17 protein-coding genes are annotated in these 18,510 nt (G+C 69.0%); 13 read left to right on the top strand and 4 right to left on the bottom strand.

The features are described from left to right. Nucleotides 1-252: 252 nt before the first annotated feature. Nucleotides 253-1,305, top strand: a complete 1,053-nt coding sequence (locus tag ACU6XJ_RS28125) for a trypsin-like serine peptidase (RefSeq protein ID WP_476318186.1) — start codon at nt 253-255, stop codon at nt 1,303-1,305. A 56-nt stretch (nt 1,306-1,361) separates the two neighbouring features. On the opposite strand, the gene ACU6XJ_RS28120 is transcribed toward ACU6XJ_RS28125, so the two are convergent. Continuing rightward, the gene (locus tag ACU6XJ_RS28120) at nt 1,362-3,563 is read right to left on the bottom strand and encodes a HelD family protein (protein WP_476318677.1); all 2,202 of its coding nucleotides are present in this window, start codon (nt 3,561-3,563) and stop codon (nt 1,362-1,364) included. Between the two features lie 417 nt (nt 3,564-3,980). On the opposite strand from ACU6XJ_RS28120, the gene rpe reads away from it, so the two are divergent. The 6 genes from rpe to ACU6XJ_RS28090 are packed head-to-tail and all read left to right on the top strand — an operon-like array spanning nt 3,981 to nt 8,536. Beyond that, a complete protein-coding gene (gene rpe / locus ACU6XJ_RS28115) occupies nt 3,981-4,649 on the top strand; it encodes a ribulose-phosphate 3-epimerase (protein WP_476318183.1) in 669 nt (222 codons plus the stop codon). A gap of 35 nt (nt 4,650-4,684) precedes the next feature. Further along, nucleotides 4,685-5,677: a bifunctional diaminohydroxyphosphoribosylaminopyrimidine deaminase/5-amino-6-(5-phosphoribosylamino)uracil reductase RibD gene (gene ribD, locus ACU6XJ_RS28110; RefSeq protein WP_476318675.1), complete on the top strand. Its 993-nt coding sequence runs from the start codon at nt 4,685-4,687 to the stop codon at nt 5,675-5,677. Then, nucleotides 5,678-6,328, top strand: coding sequence for a riboflavin synthase (locus ACU6XJ_RS28105; protein ID WP_476318180.1), 651 nt, complete (start codon nt 5,678-5,680; stop codon nt 6,326-6,328). Beyond that, on the top strand, nt 6,325-7,611 hold the full coding sequence (locus ACU6XJ_RS28100) for a bifunctional 3,4-dihydroxy-2-butanone-4-phosphate synthase/GTP cyclohydrolase II (RefSeq protein ID WP_476318177.1): 1,287 nt from the start codon (nt 6,325-6,327) through the stop codon (nt 7,609-7,611). The genes ACU6XJ_RS28105 and ACU6XJ_RS28100 overlap by 4 nt, the downstream gene beginning before the upstream one ends. Next, entirely contained in the window at nt 7,608-8,108 is a 501-nt protein-coding gene (ribH, locus tag ACU6XJ_RS28095) for a 6,7-dimethyl-8-ribityllumazine synthase (RefSeq protein ID WP_476318174.1), read from the top strand. Before ACU6XJ_RS28100 ends, ribH begins: the two co-directional genes overlap by 4 nt. Next, on the top strand, nt 8,105-8,536 hold the full coding sequence (locus ACU6XJ_RS28090; protein WP_476318171.1) for a PH domain-containing protein: 432 nt from the start codon (nt 8,105-8,107) through the stop codon (nt 8,534-8,536). The genes ribH and ACU6XJ_RS28090 overlap by 4 nt, the downstream gene beginning before the upstream one ends. 56 nt (nt 8,537-8,592) lie before the next feature. On the opposite strand, the gene ACU6XJ_RS28085 is transcribed toward ACU6XJ_RS28090, so the two are convergent. Continuing rightward, nucleotides 8,593-8,727, bottom strand: a complete 135-nt coding sequence (locus ACU6XJ_RS28085) for a hypothetical protein (protein WP_476318168.1) — start codon at nt 8,725-8,727, stop codon at nt 8,593-8,595. Between the two features lie 654 nt (nt 8,728-9,381). Here ACU6XJ_RS28085 and ACU6XJ_RS28080 point away from each other — a divergent pair. Both ACU6XJ_RS28080 and ACU6XJ_RS28075 read left to right on the top strand, forming a co-directional pair. Beyond that, nucleotides 9,382-9,639: a hypothetical protein gene (locus tag ACU6XJ_RS28080; RefSeq protein ID WP_476318165.1), complete on the top strand. Its 258-nt coding sequence runs from the start codon at nt 9,382-9,384 to the stop codon at nt 9,637-9,639. A gap of 365 nt (nt 9,640-10,004) precedes the next feature. Then, complete coding sequence (locus ACU6XJ_RS28075; protein WP_476318162.1) at nt 10,005-10,490, top strand: Rieske (2Fe-2S) protein; 486 nt, start codon at nt 10,005-10,007, stop codon at nt 10,488-10,490. A 1,420-nt stretch (nt 10,491-11,910) separates the two neighbouring features. Here the strand turns inward: ACU6XJ_RS28075 and ACU6XJ_RS28070 are convergent. Then, nucleotides 11,911-12,555 carry a YybH family protein gene (locus ACU6XJ_RS28070; protein WP_476318159.1) on the bottom strand — a complete coding sequence of 215 codons (645 nt, stop codon included), beginning with the start codon at nt 12,553-12,555 and terminating at the stop codon, nt 11,911-11,913. A 145-nt stretch (nt 12,556-12,700) separates the two neighbouring features. On the opposite strand from ACU6XJ_RS28070, the gene uvrC reads away from it, so the two are divergent. Genes uvrC through whiA form a run of 4 tightly spaced genes read left to right on the top strand, consistent with a single transcriptional unit; the run spans nt 12,701 to nt 17,642 of the window. Beyond that, nucleotides 12,701-14,737, top strand: a complete 2,037-nt coding sequence (uvrC, locus tag ACU6XJ_RS28065) for an excinuclease ABC subunit UvrC (RefSeq protein ID WP_476318156.1) — start codon at nt 12,701-12,703, stop codon at nt 14,735-14,737. Further along, a complete protein-coding gene (gene rapZ, locus ACU6XJ_RS28060) occupies nt 14,734-15,630 on the top strand; it encodes an RNase adapter RapZ (RefSeq protein WP_476318153.1) in 897 nt (298 codons plus the stop codon). The genes uvrC and rapZ overlap by 4 nt, the downstream gene beginning before the upstream one ends. 13 nt (nt 15,631-15,643) lie before the next feature. Then, nucleotides 15,644-16,684: a gluconeogenesis factor YvcK family protein gene (locus ACU6XJ_RS28055; protein WP_476318150.1), complete on the top strand. Its 1,041-nt coding sequence runs from the start codon at nt 15,644-15,646 to the stop codon at nt 16,682-16,684. Further along, on the top strand, nt 16,656-17,642 hold the full coding sequence (whiA, locus tag ACU6XJ_RS28050) for a DNA-binding protein WhiA (RefSeq protein ID WP_476318147.1): 987 nt from the start codon (nt 16,656-16,658) through the stop codon (nt 17,640-17,642). The genes ACU6XJ_RS28055 and whiA overlap by 29 nt, the downstream gene beginning before the upstream one ends. 194 nt (nt 17,643-17,836) lie before the next feature. On the opposite strand, the gene ACU6XJ_RS28045 is transcribed toward whiA, so the two are convergent. Continuing rightward, complete coding sequence (locus ACU6XJ_RS28045; protein ID WP_476318144.1) at nt 17,837-18,469, bottom strand: TetR/AcrR family transcriptional regulator; 633 nt, start codon at nt 18,467-18,469, stop codon at nt 17,837-17,839. Between the last annotated feature and the right edge of the window lie 41 nt (nt 18,470-18,510).

Genomic DNA, 18,510 nt, shown 5'->3' with positions numbered 1-18,510 from the left:
CGCACCGCGACCGGTCGGACCAGTTGGTTTGAACAGCCACGAATCGGGCGTCCGTTTAATTTGTGAATGAATGGCGGGATGCCCATTAATGGCAGTTGAACAATAGTCGACCGACGATTGGTGCAAACGGAGGTATCGGAGTAATCCAAGCCGCACGACACTGCTGGGTAGCGCTTCCCTGCGCGCCCACACAATTGCAAACGAGGTGTCATTGTGCGGAAAACCCTGCTCATAGTCACAGCCTCCGCCCTGATGTTGACCGGACTCACCGGGAGTGTTGTCTCCACGGCGAAGCCCGCGATGGCCGATACCCAGGTCCAGCAGATCGGCACCGAGGAGGAAGTGGACGTCCGGCTCGACGGCGACAACCGATCGACCCGGATCCACCGGCCGGGATCGTTCTACGTCAAGGTCCATCTCACAGGCCTCCACCTGCATAAGGGCGATGTGCTCACGGTGGCGAGCCCCGACGGCGTCGAAGTGCACACCTATACCGCCGCGGATGCGGATGCCGCAGGCCTCTGGGCGATGTCGGTCAGCGGCGACACCGCCGTCGTCTCGGTGAACTCGGCGAACAGCAGCGTCCGGGTCGACCGGATCACCCGCGGTTTCACTGATCAGGAATTCGCCGCCCAGGATGCAGGCATCCAGGCCATCTGCGGCGCGAATGACATGAAGAACATCAAATGCTACGAATCCACTCATCCCGCGAAATTCGCCAAGACCCGTGCGGTGACTCGATTGCTGATGAACGGCAAGGGTAGTTGCACCGGTTGGCGCGTCGGTCCGAACAACCGCATGGTGACCAACAACCACTGCTTCGCCGACAGCCAGACGGCGGCCAACACCGAGGTCTGGTTCGACTACTACTGCCCCGCGTGCAGCGGCGGAACCCCGACCGCGATCAAGAAGGTGAAGGCCAAGTCCGTGCTCAAGACGGACCGCGCCACCGACGTCACCCTGTTCGACGTGGCGGACTTCGAGGCCATCAAGGGCTTCGGCTATCTGGAACTGGAGAACAGGCTGGCCCCCAGGGGTGAGGAGATGTACATCATCGGTCACCCCAAGGCCCGCCCGCAGGAACTGTCCGTCGTGTCCGATCGGGAGAACGGCGGCAACTGCAAGGTAACCGGCGCCAGCGGCGTCAACATCGACTACCTGTGTGACACCGAACCCGGTTCGTCCGGCTCCCCGGTGCTCTCCAACTCGTCGAACAAGGTGATCGCCCTGCATCACCTCGGTGGCTGCCCGAACAAGGGAACCAGCGCCGACCGCGTCTACCGGGTGATCGGTTCGCTGATCTGATTCTGCACAGCCAACTGCGCGGCGGGGAGACCGGCAAGGCCTTCCCGCCGCGCGAATCAGCCGTCGGAGACGGTACTCAGTTCCGCGGGGGGTTCGCCGGGGTGGACGATGCCGAGGCGTTGGGTGGCGCGGGTCAGGGCGACGTAGAGGTCGGCACGGCCGCAGGGGGATTCGGTCAGGATGGCTGCCGGGTCCACGACCAGGACCGAGTCGAATTCCAGGCCCTTGGCCTGCTTCACCGTGAGCACCACGATGCGGGTTTCCAGGTCGGGGTTGTCGCCGACGGTCGCCTCCGGGATGGCTCCGGTGATTTTCTCGCCCAGCTTCGCGACCTCGGAGTCCGGCACGATCACGCCTAGGCGGCCCTCGCCGACCGCGGCGGCCTCGGCGGCCACGATGGGTGCCAACTCGGTTGGCAGGTCGGAGACTTGGCGGCGCCAGGGCGGGACGCCGGTCTCCCGCACGGAGGTTGGCGGGTCCACGTCGGATGCCAGCGCCGCGGCCACGGTCATGATCTCGGCTGGGGTCCGATAGTTGACGGTCAGCTTCTCCAAGCGCCAGCGTTGCTCGACGTAAGGCTCCAGGACCTGCTGCCAGGAAGAGGCGCCTGCGAGGTCGCCGGTCTGGGCCACGTCGCCGACGATCGTCATGGAGCGGGTCGGGCAGCGGCGCATCAACACCCGCCAGGCCATGTCGGACAGTTCCTGCGCCTCGTCCACGATGATGTGGCCGAAGGTCCACGTTCGGTCCGCGGCGGCGCGTTCGGCGGCGGTGAGGTTCACATCCTCGTCCTGGCGGCCTGCCAGGCGCTCGGCGTCGATCAGGTCGGCCGCCATCAGGATGTCGGGGTCGAGTTCGTCGTCCTCCAACCGCAGGATGTCCAAGACTCCTTCGGCGTAGGCCAGGCGCTCGCGGCGTTTGCGCTCGGCCAGGGCGCGGGCCTCGCTGTCGTCCTCACCGAGCAGTTCCGCGGCCTCGTACAGCAGCGGAACGTCGGCCGGGCTCCACTCGCCGTCCTGGTCGCGCAGCAGCAGGTGACGTTCCTCGTCGGACAGTGATGGCGCGGCGGAGGCCAGGCGGTCGGCGTCGGCGAAGAGATCCGCCACGAGTTCCTGCGGGGTCAGCTCAGGCCACACCCAATCCAGGGCGGACAGCACCTCGGGCTCGTGGCGGAGTTCGCGGCGGACGTCGGCGATGTCGCCGGGGTCGAGGAACTCGCGGCCAAGTTGGTCGGCCACCTGCCAGGTCAGGGCTTCGACGACCTCCTCGACCACCAGGGGTCTTGCCAGGTTGTGGGGGCGGCGGGAGCGTCTGGCGCGGTCTCGGGCGCGTTCGCAGATCTCGGCGTCCAACGACAGGTGGTGGTCACGGTCGAAGACGATCTCGATGGGGTCCTCGGGGATGCGCTGGCGGTCGGCCACGGCCCGCGTGATCACGTCCACCATGGACAGTCGGCCCTTGACCTCGGCGGCTGCCATCGGCTCCGCGCGGCGTGCGGTGATGCCGGGGTAGAGCTTGCCCATTGTGGAGAGCATGACGCCGGTCTCGCCGAGGGAAGGCAGGACTTGGCCGATGTAGCTGAGGAACGTCGAGTTGGGGCCGAGGATCAGCATGCCGCGGCGAGACAGCTGTTCCCGGTAGGTGTAGAGCAGGAACGCGGCGCGGTGCAGGGCAACGGCGGTCTTGCCGGTGCCCGGCCCGCCCTGGACGACCAGCACGCCCTGGTTGTCGGAGCGGATGATGCGGTCCTGCTCGCCCTGGATGGTCTGCACGATGTCGGTCATGCGGCCGGTGCGGGTCGAGTTCAGCGCGGCCAGCAGTGCGGCCTCGCCGGTGACGGTGGAGGTACCGCTCGGATCCTGGTCGAGCGCCAGGGGCTCGTCGTCGATCTCGACGACCTTGCGCATCCGGGTGCGGATGTGGCGGCGCAGCGTGACTCCGTCAGGAGAGGCCGCGGTCGCCAGGTAGAAGGGGCGGGCCGCGGGTGCCCGCCAGTCCACCAGCAGCGGGTTGTAGTCGTCCTCCTCATCGAAAATGCCGATTCGCCCGATATAGCGACGTCCGCCGTCGTGGAAATCGAGGCGGCCGAAACACAGGCCCGCTTCGACGGCGCTGTATTGGGCCAGTTGTCCACCGAAGGTGCGGGTGGCGACATCCCGTTCGGTCTGCGCGGCGAATTTCGCCCCCGACTCGCTCAGTGCGGTGGAAAGCCTGGTCGAAGCCAGTTTACGGAGGTTATCCAGGCGGCCGTAGAGCATGGAGACGTACTCCTGCTCTCTGCCGAGCTCATCTGTCTGCACGGTTTCCGAAGTTGACAACCGGACTTCCCCTCACGTAAAATAAATGCAGTCGCCTTATTCTGCGCTTTTATCGTGCGACCTCGAGAAGCAAATATAGCGGCCATTTTGAGTACGCGCCAATGGTCTCGAGGCAAATGCTCGGCCGTGCATGAGTCCGGCTTCGGTGCTCAGGTGTTCATCCGTAGGCTTCCGTGGTTGTTATGCGTGGCGTGGGGTGTTCTGCGCCGCACACGCTGCCGACGATCGACGGGCGATCGCCGCGGCCGGCAGCCTGTTATGGCTGGTCGGAGCCCCGATCCGACAGGTGGTGATCGCGAGGCTCGCGACGACGCCACCAAAGGATGCGTACGGGCGCATGGGGTTAGAGTTCGCTGCGTGACCACGCCGCCGCTGATCGCCCCCAGCATCCTGTCCGCCGATTTCGCCCGCCTGGCTGAGGAAGCCGAGGCGGTGCGCGGCGCGGATTGGCTGCACGTGGACGTGATGGACGCGCACTTCGTGCCCAACCTGACGTTGGGCCTGCCGGTGGTGGAGGCGCTGCGCAAGGCGACCGACATCCCGCTGGACTGCCACCTGATGATCGACGACCCCGACCGGTGGGCGATCGGCTATGCGGAGGCGGGTGCCCACAATGTGACGGTGCACGCCGAAGCCGCCGCCGATCCGGTGCAACTGGCCAAGAACCTGCGTGCCGCGGGGTCCAAGGCCGGGCTGTCGGTGAAACCCGGCACGCCGTTGGAGCCCTACATCGAGGTGCTCAAGCACTACGACACGCTGCTGGTCATGTCGGTGGAGCCCGGCTTCGGCGGGCAATCGTTCATCGCCGAGGTGCTGGAGAAGGTCCGCACCGCGCGCAGACTCGTCGACACCGGCCATTTGAAGTTGCTGATCGAGATCGACGGCGGCATCAACGCCGACACCATCGAGCAGGCCGCCGAAGCCGGTGTGGACTGCTTTGTCGCGGGCTCCGCCGTCTACGGTGCCGCCGACCCGGCCGCGGCGGTCGAGTCGCTGCGGGCCAAGGCCGAAGCGGCCCGGTCGTGAACCACCCGGCCCACGGGCCCGAGCTGACCCCGACCATGCGCCGGGCCATCGAGCTTGGCCGCTCCGTCGCGGGCACCACCAGCCCCAACCCGCCGGTCGGCTGCGTGGTCTTGGACGCCGGGGGCCATCCCGTCGGCGAGGGCGCGACCCAACCGCCGGGTGGCCCGCATGCCGAGGTGATGGCGTTGCGCGCGGCGGGGGAGTGGGCCCGCGGCGGGACCGCCGTCGTGACGCTGGAGCCCTGCAATCACCACGGCCGCACCGGCCCGTGCTCCGAGGCGCTGCTGGAGGCCGGCATCGACCGCGTGATCTACGCCGTCTCCGACCCCAACCCGCTGGCGACCGGCGGCGCTGAGCGCCTGCGGGCCGAGGGCGTGAAGGTGGAGAGCGGGCTGCTCGGCGACGAGGTCGCCTCGGGACTGCTGCGACCGTGGCTGCACTTCGCCCGCACCGGCAGGCCGCACGTGACCTACAAATACGCCGCCACCCTCGACGGCCGCGTCGCCGCCGCCGACGGCACCAGCCGCTGGATCAGCTCACCCGAGTCACGCGCCGACGTGCACGCGATGCGCTCCACGGTGGACGCCATCGCGGTCGGGCTGGGCACCGTGCTGACCGACGATCCCGCGCTGACCGCTCGCACCCCGGAGGGCGAGCACGGGCCGCGGCAGCCGCTGCGGGTGGTGGTCGGCGTCGGCGACATTCCCGACGGCGCGAAGGTGACCGACGACACTGCACCGCTGCTGCACCTGCGTACCCGCGACCCCGACGAGGTGCTGGCCGCGCTGGCCGAGCGCGGGGTGGTTGACCTGCTGCTGGAGGGCGGGCCGAGGCTCGCCGGGGCGTTCTTCGCGGCTGGCGCCGTGCAGCGCGTGCTGGTGTACCTGGCACCCAAACTGCTGGGCGCGGGCCCCGCCGCGCTGACCGACACCGGAATAGAGACCATCGCCGATGCGCTTTCATTGCGCATCGAGGAGATCGTTGCGGTGGGGCCGGACCTGCGCATCACAGCGGAAGTGGGTAAGTAAGTGTTCACCGGGATCGTCGAGGAACGCGGCAGGATCGTGGCCGTCGACCAGCTCACCGACGCGGCGCGGCTGGCCATCACAGGCCCGACCGTCACCTCCGATGCCAAGCACGGTGACTCCATCGCGGTCAATGGCGTCTGCCTGACCGTGGTCGACGTCGACGGCGGCACCTTCACCGCCGACGTCATGCAGGAAACCCTCAACCGCAGCTCGCTGGGCAAGCTCGCCACCGGCGACGAGGTCAACCTGGAGCGCGCCGTCGCTGTCGGCGCCCGGCTCAGTGGCCACATCGTGCAGGGTCACGTGGACGGTGTCGGCGTCATCGCCGCGAAGCAGCCCACCGAGAACTGGGAGAACGTCCGCGTCTCCCTGCCAGCGCAGCTTGCCCGGTACGTGGTCGAGAAGGGCTCCATCACCGTCGACGGGGTGTCGCTGACCGTGGTGGAGGCAGGCGACGACTACTTCACCGTGAGCCTCATCCCCACCACCCGCGAGCTCACCACCTTGGGTATCCGCGAGGTCGGTGACCAGGTGAACCTGGAGGTCGACGTGCTCGCCAAATATGTGGAACGCCTCGCAGTGCCGCATCTCGCATATCCGCACAACCGCCACCAGGGTGACAATGGGGGCACGCAGGAGGAGGTCCGGTGACTGGAATCGAAGCCGACCTGGATGTACGGCGGATCGCGTTCGACAGCATCGAGCGGGCGCTGTCCGATATCGCCGACGGCCGTCCGGTGATCGTCGTGGACGACGAGGACCGGGAGAACGAGGGCGATCTGATCTTCGCCGCGGAGAAGGCCACCCCTGAGCTCGTGGCGTTCATGGTCCGCTACACCTCCGGCTACATCTGCGTCGCGCTGCCCGGCGCGGACTGCGATCGGCTGGACCTGCCGCCGATGTACCACACCAACCAGGACTCGCTGCGTACCGCGTACACCGTGACGGTGGACGCCAAGAAGGGCGTCACCACCGGCATCTCCGCCGCCGACCGGGCCCGCACGATCCGCCTGCTCGCCGACGCCAAGGCCGGTTCCGAGGACTTCGTCCGCCCGGGGCACGTGGTGCCGCTGCGGGCCAAGGAAGGCGGGGTGCTGCGCCGCACCGGCCACACCGAGGCCGCCGTGGACCTGGCCCGCCTCGCGGGCCTGCGCCCGGCAGGCGCGCTGTGCGAGGTGGTCAGCCAGAAGGACGAGGGCGATATGGCCCGCCGCGATGAGCTGGAGGTCTTCGCCGCGGAGCACGACCTGGCGCTGATCACCATCGCGGACCTGATCGCTTACCGCCGCCGCTTCGAAAAGCAGGTCGAGCGGGTCGCCGAGGCCCGCATCCCCACCGCGCACGGCGCGTTCCGGGCCGTCGGCTACGACAGCGTCATCGACGGCATCGAGCATGTGGCGCTGGTGTACGGCGAGATCGGCGACGGTGAGGACGTGCTGGTCAGGGTGCACTCGGAGTGCCTGACCGGCGATGTGTTCGGCTCGCTGCGCTGCGACTGCGGACCCCAGCTGGACGCCGCCCTGGAGCGAGTGGCCGCCGAAGGCCGCGGCGTGGTGCTCTACGTTCGTGGCCACGAAGGCCGCGGCATCGGCCTGATGCACAAGCTGCAGGCCTACCAGCTTCAGGACGGCGGCGCGGACACCGTCGACGCCAACCTGGCGCTCGGCATGCCCGCCGATGCCCGCGACTACGGCACCGGCGCGCAGATCCTGGTTGACCTCGGCATCCGCTCGATGCGGCTGCTCACCAACAACCCCGCCAAGCGCGCGGGCTTGGAGGGTTACGGGCTGCGCATCGTGGGGAAGGTGGAGCTGCCGATCCGCCCCAACCCGGAGAACCTGCGGTACCTGCGGGCCAAGCGGGACCGCATGGGCCATGAGCTGCCCGGACTGGACGACATCCTCGATGAGGGCAAGGGCGGTGTCACGGCGTGAGCGGTTCCGGCCGACCCGAGGTCGACGTTCCCGAGTGTCCCGAGCTGCGCGTGGCCATCGCCGCCACCAAATGGCACCCCACCATCACCGACCAACTGCTCAACCGCGCGCTGGCGGCCGCCGGTGAGGCGGGCGTCGCCGAGCCCACCGTGGTACGGGTGCCCGGAGCGGTGGAGCTGCCGGTGGTCTGCCAGGCGTTGGCCAAGCACCACGATGTGGTCGTCGCGCTGGGCGTGGTGATCCGCGGCGGCACCCCGCACTTCGAGTACGTCTGCGACGCCGTCACCGCGGGCCTGACCCGGGTGTCGCTGGATGAGGAGACACCGGTCGGCAATGGTGTGCTGACCTGCGACACCGAACAGCAGGCCGTGGACCGGTGCGGGCTGCCGGACTCCGTCGAGGACAAGGGCTTCGAGGCCTGCGTTGCCGCCCTGCAGACCGCGATCGTGCTGCGGGGCGTCCGCCGCCCCTGGACCGAGCAGGGCTTCGCCGGATGAGCGCACTCCAGATCCGCCCCCGCAAGGTTCGCCGTGTCGCCGCCGCGTCCGCCGTGGTGCTGGTGGCGGTGTTCACCGTGGTCGCGGTGCTGCTGCGGGAGACCCCGACCGGCGTGTACTTCCAGGTGTCCGACCAGATCGCCATGGTCGGCGTCGGCGTCCTGCTGGCCGCGGGCGCGTTGCTGTTCGCCCGCCCCCGGTTGCGTGCCGACGACCAGGGTGTCGAGGTCCGCAATGTGATCGGCACCCAGCAGATCCCGTGGCAGCTGATCCGCGAGGTCTCCTTCCCCGACGGCGTCCCGTGGGCACGGCTGGAACTGCCCGACGACGAGTACATCCCCGTGATGGCGATCCAGGCCACCGACGGCGAGCACGCCGCGGACTCCATCACGGCACTGCGCAGGCTCCACGCCGAACGCACCGCCTGATCGCGGATCGCGAACGGGACCGGCCTCGCGAGCGGTCCCGTCTCCCTGCGCCCAGGTCAGGTTCGCTGGTACAGCTGCCACTGCCGGTCGGCGGGGTCTGCATTGCCGAAGTGCCGGTGCAACCGCGGCAAGGTCCAGCCGGTGCCGATGTCCGGCGGGGCCATCGCGGCGTCCGGCTTCGACGGGGGCATGAGGACGACGACAAGACCGGGCAGTGCGAGCTGATCAATCTTCCAATACTGGGCGTCGGTGCCGTCGCAGTCGACCGGGACGACGTTGTTGCCGAAGTCGAACTTCTTGTTGGCGGGCTGAAGGCATTTGCCGGTCCTGTTGACGGTCGCGTCCCGGTCGCCTCCGGCTTGACATGAGGCGACTGCCGTCCGCCGGGTTAACCACGAGTCCCGGCCTGGATTCCGACATCATGCTGAACCGCACGAATCGCTCCTCATGAATCGGTGTCAGAAACCGCACGCCGCACCGCGTCTTTGAGGAATGGCGTGATCCCTTGGATGAACAGGACGCCTCCGACAACAACCGTAAGGGCAGTTCGCGGTCGCGGCGCAAGTCCCGATGCCGTCGAGCACTCAATTTGTTGTAACCGGTACACGCTGGTGTGCTAAAGCGCTTTCCGATCGAACACCCGGAGTCGATGCCATTGCTGCTGCTCGCAACTATCGAGATGGGAGAATCAATCAACTGGCCTGGTCAGGGCAGGGGCGTGCTGCGATCGAGGGTTCGTGCGGATGCGACAGCCGAGTGGGAGCCACTCCGAGGCGGTTTAGTCGCCTGCGAAGAAGTGCATGTCGATAGTGCACACAGGAAAATCACCAAGGAGGTACAAGTCAGTGCACTATGTCAAGCTTGATACCAAGGCAATCGACTTCCCGCCCGCCAAGGGCGGTCCCCAGCGGAAGACCGAGAAATTCTACTTCGGAGGCCAGCAGGTCGTCGAAGCCAAGGTGGCCCTGAGCGGCTTTCACGCGGAATTCGTCAATGTGGATCACTCCTTTCACAAGTTGTTCTACCGTGTTGCCGAGGTGCACCCCCGTGGGCCGGAAGTCGAGGTGACCGTGGGAATTCGGGCTGCGAGACCACTCGAATGACTGGGATGACCTGTTCCAAGGCTCGGTCGAACTGCTCGTGATCGCACACACGCGGGACTGATGAACAAGGCGAACGCACGGCGCGGGTACGCGGCCATCGCGGTCCCCGACGGGCAGGTCGGAGGCGATCCGGTGGCCGCGTGCGCTTCTCAGGGCTTTCACAGCGAAGTAGGGCATAACGGGAGGGTCGGCGCGTCGTTGTCCGCCGTGTCGGAGGTTGCGTGAACCACACCGAGGGACGGTTCGTATTCAGTGGCGAAGACCCACCACGAAGTACATCGGACCTGGTATGGGGATCGACTGGCCGTCACGGGATAGTCGGCGCACGATGGCAGGTCCAGTTCCTGGACTATGGAGGTAACGGTATGCCGCAGCCCGAGGACCCAACGCTCACTCGCAGGCGACTGCTGTGCGGCTCGGCAGTGGTGGCCGCGGGATTGAGCGTCAGCGCCTGCGGCAGCCTGATGGGCGGCGGAGCGGGCGAGGCGACCGACGGCGGCACCGCGGGTGCGGGCAAGTCCACCAAGGAGCCCGGCACCGGCGAGGCGCCCAAGAGCGGCACGGCCTTGGCCAAGCTCTCCGAACTGCCCGCCAACGGCGGCAAGGTCGTCACCCTCGATGATGGTCGCAAGCTGGTGCTGGTGCGCACCGGCAATACGGTCAAGGCCTTCGACGCGATCTGTCCGCACCAGGGCGCGACGCTCAAGGCACCCGCAGGCGGCACCATCGTGTGTCCGCTGCACGGCAGCGCATTCAGCGCAGCCGACGGCACCCTGAAGAAGGGGCCTGCCAAGACCGGTCTCGAGGAGACCGAGGTCAAGGTCGTCAAGGGCGAGGTGGTGACGGCCTGAGAGAAGCCCAGCCCGGAGGGAAACGAGTCTGCAGGGGGCTCGCGATGATTCCGGGTCTGTAGAACGGCGGCGGCTGCAGGGAGCCGTCGCCGTTCTTTTTCCCACGGACGGTGACTCCGCGCTGGGCCGCGGAAGCGGTGCAAGGGCCAACCGGGTGCGACCTCCTTCACAGGCTTGCGCGTGGATACGCCGAATGTCCGGATTCGCTTCTGGGCCAACAGGGTGAGCCGCTAGGCCGTCCCGGTAGAGCGCATCACGACACCGATTCAGCACGCCTCCGCCGGCCTTACCGTGAGGGTGGATGAATCCGCCGTGGAGGGCAGGCAGTCATGCAGGTTCTCGGAACCCAGCGCGCCAGGCAGTTGCACAGCGCGGCGGAGATCTGGTTCCGCCAACGGCTGCTGGACACCGCCTTCGGCTCCGAGTTGCCCGGCCTCGGCTACTTCGGCGTCACCATCCCGCTCGGCGGCGGACAGGCCCAGCGTGCGGACGCGGTGCTGTTCACCCCGCAGGCGCTGATCGTGGTCGCCACCCGCATGCTGCCCTGGTACCGCGGCGGAATGCTGCGGGCCCCGTTGTCCGGGCCATGGACCATCGAGGGCATGGACGCCCGGTTCGAAAACCACGGTGAGCCCAATCCTGGAAACACGGTGAACCGGCTGGTCTTCGCGCTGCGCGAGAACCTGCGCAGGCAGGGGCTGACCGCGCCGGTGCGCGGGCTGGTGTGCGTCGCGGGGCCGCGGATCAAGGTGCGCCAGGAACGCGCGTCGAAGCAGCTTTCCGGCTTCCTGGTCTGTGGTGGCACCACGACGGAGATCATCCGCGCGGCGCGCCAACTGCACGGACCAGAGGGTCCACAGTGGACACCGGGAGCGGTGCTGGAGGCGTTGAGCGCGCTGCACTTGGACTACGACCTGCCCGACTACGGCACTCTCGCCGACGAGGGCTTCTCCGCCGCCGTCCCGCCCAGGCAGGCGCTGCCGTCGATCAGCGTGCCGGAGCCCATCACCAGCTACCGCCGCGGCATCACGCCGGAGATGCTGATGGTCGGCGCGCTCGGTGTGCCGGTGGCGCTGGGCGTGACCCTGGTCGGCATGGTCGGCCAGGAGATCTGGAACGTGCTGCCCTCATCGGAATCTGTGTCCGGCCTGTTCAGCGGGCCGTCGCAGGTGCGGGCCGACGGCGTGCAGTTCGAGGAGGTCCGCGGCAAGGGCAAGGTGCACACGGCGGGCGTGAACGCCGAACGCATCTCCGCCGAATGCACCGCCATGGCCACCGGTGAGGTACGTCGCCTGCTCGCCGCCCGGCCCTGCGACGACCTCGACCAGCAGGTTTTCCTCACCACGCTGGACGGCAGGCAGATCACCGTCACGGTGAGCACCATCCGCATGCAGGACGCCGAGGCCGCCGGTGAGTTGGCCTATCTGCTGACCGCACCGACCGGCGGCACACTGCGCGAACCCGGTGACCAGCCCGACGCCGCCATCGCCAATGCCGTGACCTCGGCTGACCGCGACGGCCGGACGGTGGTGCTCACCAGGGCCCGATACGCCGACGGCACCCACGCCGACGCAGGCGGCCAACTCCGCAAGGCGGGGCTGGCGGCCATCCGACTCGGTGGCTGAGCGGGAACGCGGGTCAGGGCTCCAGGTCGAGCGCGGCGCGGAACGAGCCGTCCATGTAGAACGGCACCGAGCTGTGGCCATGGGATCTTCCACCGGCCGTCGACCTTGCGGAAGCCGATGGTTTCGCGGAACCACATGCTGAAGCCTTCGGAGGCGCCCGCGGGAGTGGCGGCCATTCGGGCGATGCCGTGGCAGAAGGCGAGGTCCTCGCCCGCCTCGATCCGCGGGTCGTGCAGGCGGTAGGTGACGGGTCCGTCGAAGGTGGCGAACCAGGCGGCCATCCCCTCCAGGTCAGGACCGAGGCTGAGCAGCGGCGGGGCCAGGGTCATCAGCACCACGTCCTCGGTGAGGTGCTTGATCCCGGCCGCGGCGTCCTTGGCATACATGACCTTCTCGCGTTCGGCCAGCAGGGCCTGGATTTCCTCGTGCGTGGAGCTCATGCGGACAAATCCCTTCCGTGGAGACTGCGTTCACATGAAGAGACCGCTCGTGGACCGAGAACTCATCGCAGGTGACTACTTGATCAAGCAATAGGCTTTCAGGCTGCTCGAACTTCTGTCGGTGCGGCAATCTAGGCTGGTCGTCGTGGCCGACCCGTCGACCTACCGTCCCGCACCAGGCACGATCCCAGACGCGCCCGGCGTCTACCGCTTTCGCGATGAGCACCGCCGGGTGATCTACGTCGGCAAGGCCAAAAGCCTGCGCAGCCGGCTGAACTCCTACTTCGCCGACCTCGCAGGACTGCACCCGCGGACCAAGCAGATGGTGATGGCGGCGGCGGGCGTGGAGTGGACGGTCGTCGGCACCGAGGTCGAGGCCCTTCAGCTGGAGTACTCCTGGATCAAGGAGTTCGACCCGCGCTTCAACGTGCGCTACCGGGACGACAAGTCCTACCCGATGCTGGCGGTCACGCTGCACGAGGAGTACCCGCGGCTACACGTCTACCGCGGTCCGCGCCGCAAGGGCGTCCGCTACTTCGGCCCGTTCGCCCACGCCTGGGCCATCCGGGAGACCCTGGACCTGCTGCTGCGCGTCTTCCCGGCCCGCACCTGCTCGGCGGGGGTGTTCAAACGGCACTCCCAGATCGGCAGGCCCTGTCTGCTCGGCTACATCGACAAATGCTCCGCGCCCTGCATCGGCAAGGTCAGCGCCGGGGAGCACCGTGGGATCGTCGAGGACTTCTGCGACTTCCTCTCCGGCCGCACCGACACCATGATGCGCAGGCTCGAACGCGAGATGCAGGCCGCCTCCGACGAGTTGGAGTTCGAGCGGGCCGCCCGGCTGCGCGACGACCTCGGCGCGCTGCGCCGGGCCATGGAGAAGCAGGCCGTGGTGCTCGGCGACGGCACCGACGCCGATGTGGTGGCCTTCGCCCAGGACGAGTTGGAGGCCGCGGTCCAGGTCTTCCACGTGCGCGGCGGCCGGGTCCGCGGCCAGCGCGGCTGGGTGGTCGACAAGGTCGAGGAGGTCGGCACCGCGGGGCTGGTGGAGCAGTTCGTCACCCAGTTCTACGGCGAGCAGGTGGAGTTCGCCGAGCAGGCCGACGGCGGTGGCAACGGCAGCCCGGTGCCGCGGGAGGTGCTGGTCCCCGAACTGCCCGAGGACGCCGAGGCGCTCGCCGAGTGGCTGTCCGGCCTGCGCGGCGCGCGGGTCGCGCTGCGGGTGCCGCAGCGCGGGGACAAGCGGGCGCTGGCCGAAACCGTGCAGCGCAACGCGCACGAGGCGTTCACCCAGCACAAGCTGCGCCGCGCCGGTGACCTCACGGCCCGCTCGGCGGCGCTTCAGGAGTTGCAGGACTCCCTCGCACTGGACAGCGCGCCGCTGCGCATCGAGTGCGTCGACGTCAGCCACGTGCAGGGCAGCGATGTGGTCGCCTCGCTGGTGGTCTTCGAGGACGGCTTGGCCCGCAAGTCCGAGTACCGCCGCTTCGCCGTTCGCGAGGGCGCCGACCGCGGTGACGTGGGCTCCATCGAGGAGGTCGTGCGCCGCCGTTTCGCCGCCTACCTGCGGGAGATCGGGCGCGCGGTGGACGCCGCGACGAAAGCGGAGGACAGGCCAGGAGTCGATCCGGAGAACGGGCGCATCGCCGAGGCAGAAGGCAGGCCCGGCATCGACCCCGACACCGGGCGGCCGCGCAAGTTCGCCTACCCGCCGAACCTGCTGGTGATCGACGGCGGCGCCCCGCAGGTCGCGGTCGCGGCGGACGTGCTGGCGGAGTTGGGCATCACCGACGTCGCGGTGATCGGCCTGGCGAAGCGGCTGGAGGAGGTCTGGCTGCCCGGCGAGCCGGACCCGGTGATCCTGCCTCGCACCAGCGAGGCCCTCTACCTGCTGCAACGCGTGCGGGACGAGGCGCACCGGTTCGCGGTGGCCTACCACCGGCAGAAACGCGGCAAGCGGATGCGGGGCTCCGCGCTGGACGAGGTCCCCGGCCTGGGGCCTGCCCGGCGCAACGCCCTGCTCAAACACTTTGGTTCGCTGCGCAGGCTGCGTGAGGCGACCCCGGAACAGATCGGCGAGGTACCCGGCATCGGCCCCCAACTCGCGCGGACGGTGTGCGAGGCATTGGCGGGCGCCGGGGCCGTCGCCGACCCGAAGACGAACGGAACAGGGAGCAGATGAGCGACGTCAATGCCGACCCGGTCGGCAAGGCAGGCATCGAGGTCGCCGTGGTGACCGGCCTGTCGGGGGCGGGCCGCAGCACCGCGGCGAAATGCCTCGAAGACCTCGGCTGGTTCGTGGTGGACAACCTGCCGCCCGAGTTGATCTCCACCATGGTCGAGCTAGGCGCGCAGGCCCGCGGCCAGATCACCCGGCTGGCGGTGGTGATGGATGTGCGCAGCCGTGCGTTCACCGACGACCTCGCCGCCGTGATCAAGGATCTGGACGCCCGCGGATACCGCCCGAAGGTGTTGTTCCTGCAAGCCAGCGACCCGGTGTTGATCCGCCGCTTCGAGCAGGTGCGCCGCGGCCACCCGATGCAGGGTGACGGCAGGCTCGCCGACGGCATCAGCGCCGAGCGCAGGCTCCTGGAGCCGCTGCGCGAGGAGGCCGACCTGGTGCTGGACACCAGCGGCCTGTCCGTGCACCAGCTTCGCGCGAAGATCGAGGACGCGTTCGGCACCGAGCACAGCACCCGCACCCGGATCACCGTGCTGTCCTTCGGCTACAAATACGGTCTGCCGATGGACGCCGACCTGGTGATGGACGTGCGGTTCCTGCCCAACCCGTTCTGGATCCCCGAACTGCGCGACCTCACCGGCCTGGACTCCGATGTGCGCAACTACGTGCTCACCCAGGAGGGCGCCGAGGAGTTCCTGCAGCGCTACCGCGAACTGCTTCAGCTGGTCGGCGCGGGGTACCGGCGCGAGGGCAAGCGGTACCTGACGTTGGCCATCGGCTGCACCGGCGGCAAGCACCGCAGCGTCGCGATCTCCGAGGAACTCGCCGCCAGGATGTCGGACGAGGACGGTATCGCCATCAAGGTCGTGCACCGCGATCTCGGCCGTGAGTAGGGAGAATCCGGGAGTGCGCTCCTTCAAAGCTGTGGCCCTCGGTGGGGGCCGCGGCCTGTTCACCACCCTGTCCGCGCTGCGCAGGCTCACCGACGACGTGACCGCGGTGGTCACCGTCGCCGACGACGGCGGCTCGTCGGGACGGCTGCGCCGCGAGCTGGGCCTGCTGCCGCCCGGCGACCTGCGCAAGGCGCTCGCGGCGCTGGCCGGGGACGACGACACAGGAAAGCGCTGGGCGGGGGTGTTCCAACACCGGTTCGGCGGCAGCGGCGCACTCGCGGGCCACACGGTGGGGAACCTGTTGCTGGCCGGGCTCTTCGAGGTGCTTGGCGACCCGGTGTCCGCATTGGACGAAGCCGCCCGGCTGCTCGGCGTGCGCGGCCGGGTGCTGCCGATGTGCTGTGAGCCCATGGACATCCAGGCCGAGGTGATCGGGCTGGACGAGGACCCCGCGGCGATCCGGCGCATCCGCGGCCAGGTCGCGGTGGCCACCACCCCTGGCCGGGTCAAGCGCATCCAGCTGCACCGCGCGGGCAGGCCGGACGAGGCTCCCCGGGCCTGCATCGAGGCGGTCCGCGCGGTGCGCAACGCCGATCTCGTGGTGCTGGGCCCCGGCTCCTGGTTCACCAGCGTCCTCGTGCACCTGCTCGTCGACGACCTGCGCGAAGCACTGATCACCACCGGCGCACGCCGCGCCGTGATTCTCAACCTGGTCCCTCAGCCGGGTGAAACGGCCGGATTTTCGCCGGAACAGCACCTGGACGTACTGTCCCAGCACGCACCAGAGCTCAGGATCGACGCGGTACTGGCCGATGTTGACTCAGTACCGGTCCCGGACCGGTTACGCCGGGCCGCGCAGGCGCTCGGTGCGCAGGCGCACTTCGGCCGGATCGGCGTGGCGGACCCGCAGGCCCGACATGATCCGGTCGCACTGGCCGCCGCGTTGCGTGCGGCGCTGGTGGAGGATCTGGTGGAGCGGGACAGGATTGAAGGGCACGGGAAACCGCGCCGGGAGGAGGACCTACGTGGCGATGACCTCATCGGTCAAGGATGAGCTGAGCAGGCTGGCGGTCAACAAGACCTGCTGTCGCCGTGCCGAGGTGTCCTCGCTGCTGCGGTTCGCCGGGGGTCTGCACATCGTCGCGGGCCGGGTCGTCGTGGAGGCCGAACTGGACACCGGAGCCTGCGCGCGCAGGCTGCGCAAGGAGATCCACGAACTGTTCGGCCACAGCTCCGACGTGCACGTGATCACCTCCGGCGGTCTGCGCAAGGGCACCCGGTTCGTGGTGCGCGTGGTGAAGGACGGCGACGGGCTCGCCCGCCAGACCGGGCTGATCGACCCGCGCGGCAGGCCCGTCCGCGGTTTGCCCGCCCATGTGGTCTCCGGCGGGGTCTGCGACGCCGAGGCCGCGTGGCGCGGCGCGTTCCTGGCCCACGGTTCGCTCACGGAGCCCGGCCGCTCCTCGGCGTTGGAGGTCACCTGTCCCGGCCCCGAGGCCGCGCTGGCCCTGGTCGGTGCCGCCCGCAGGCTGGGGATCTCCGCCAAATCGCGCGAGGTCCGGGGCGCCGATCGGGTGGTGGTGCGTGACGGCGATGCCATCGGCGCGCTGCTCACCCGCCTCGGCGCGCACGAGAGCGTGCTGGCTTGGGAGGAGCGGAGGATGCGCCGCGAGGTCCGCGCCACCGCCAACCGCCTGGCCAACTTCGACGACGCCAACCTGCGCCGCTCCGCCCGCGCGGCCGTGGCCGCCGCCGCCAGGGTGTCCCGCGCGCTGGAGATCCTCGGCCCGGACGCGCCCGACCACCTGGTCGCCGCGGGCAACCTGCGGCTCGAGCACCGGCAGGCGTCGCTGGAGGAGTTGGGCCAGCTTGCCGAACCGCAGATGACCAAGGACGCGGTCGCGGGACGGATTCGCCGCCTGCTGAACATGGCGGATAAGAAGGCCCACGAGACCGGCATGCCCGACACCGAGTCGGCCGTCACCCCGGACATGCTCGACGGCGCCGACTGACCGGTCAGGCGAGAGCCGGCGTGGCGGTCGCGGAGCTCGCGGTCGGGTCGTCAGGACATGCTCACGACAGACCGGCCGCGGTGAGGCCGTTCATCACGCAACGCACCGCCGACACCCACGTCACAACCCACTTGTGCGGCAGGCCCTTCACTCCGTCGCGGGTGAGTGTGCGGGCTGCCGTGGCACCGTAGCGGTCATGGGCCGAAGATCATCGGGACGAGGGTGCGGCGGGCGTAGACGCGCAGGGCGTCGGCGTCGCCGAGGCCGACGCGGCCGCCGGGCAGCACCAGGAACGAGGCGAAGAGCCGGGCCACCGTCTCGCCCGCGTCGTCGGCGTCGAGATGCTGTGCGCGACCCTCCGACTGGGCGCGGCGGATGGTCGCCGCGACGAAGCCCGAGGCCAGCCGCAGCAGCACCGAGTCCTGGGCGGTGGCGATCGCCAGCAGGCTGCCCGGCTCCACCCGCATCGTCCGGCTGATCACCGGGTGCCCTCGGGTGAAGGACATCATCGCCACGAACGCCTCGACGAAACCGTCCACGACGTCCTCGGCGCGGCCCATCGCCTCGGTCATGGTGGCGATGGCGCGCTGCCCCTCACGCGTGATCACCGCCGCGAGGAGTTGGTCGCGATCGCCGAAGCGGCGGTAGAGCGTGACGCGGTTGACCCCGGCCCGACGGGCGATGCCCTCCATGGTGAAGCCGCCGATGCCCACGGCGGCCAGTTCCGCCACCGTGCCGTCGAGAATTCGGACCAGGGTGCGGTCCCGCTCGTCGATCGACTCGCCATCGAAGGCCTGGGCGATCAGCACTGCGATCTCGGATTCCATCGGTCTCAGCTCTCACCATGCAACAGGTGCAACATGTAGTG

The sequence above is a fragment of the Actinorectispora metalli genome, from assembly GCF_056323685.1.
This window is presented reverse-complemented; position numbering and strand designations above follow the sequence as displayed.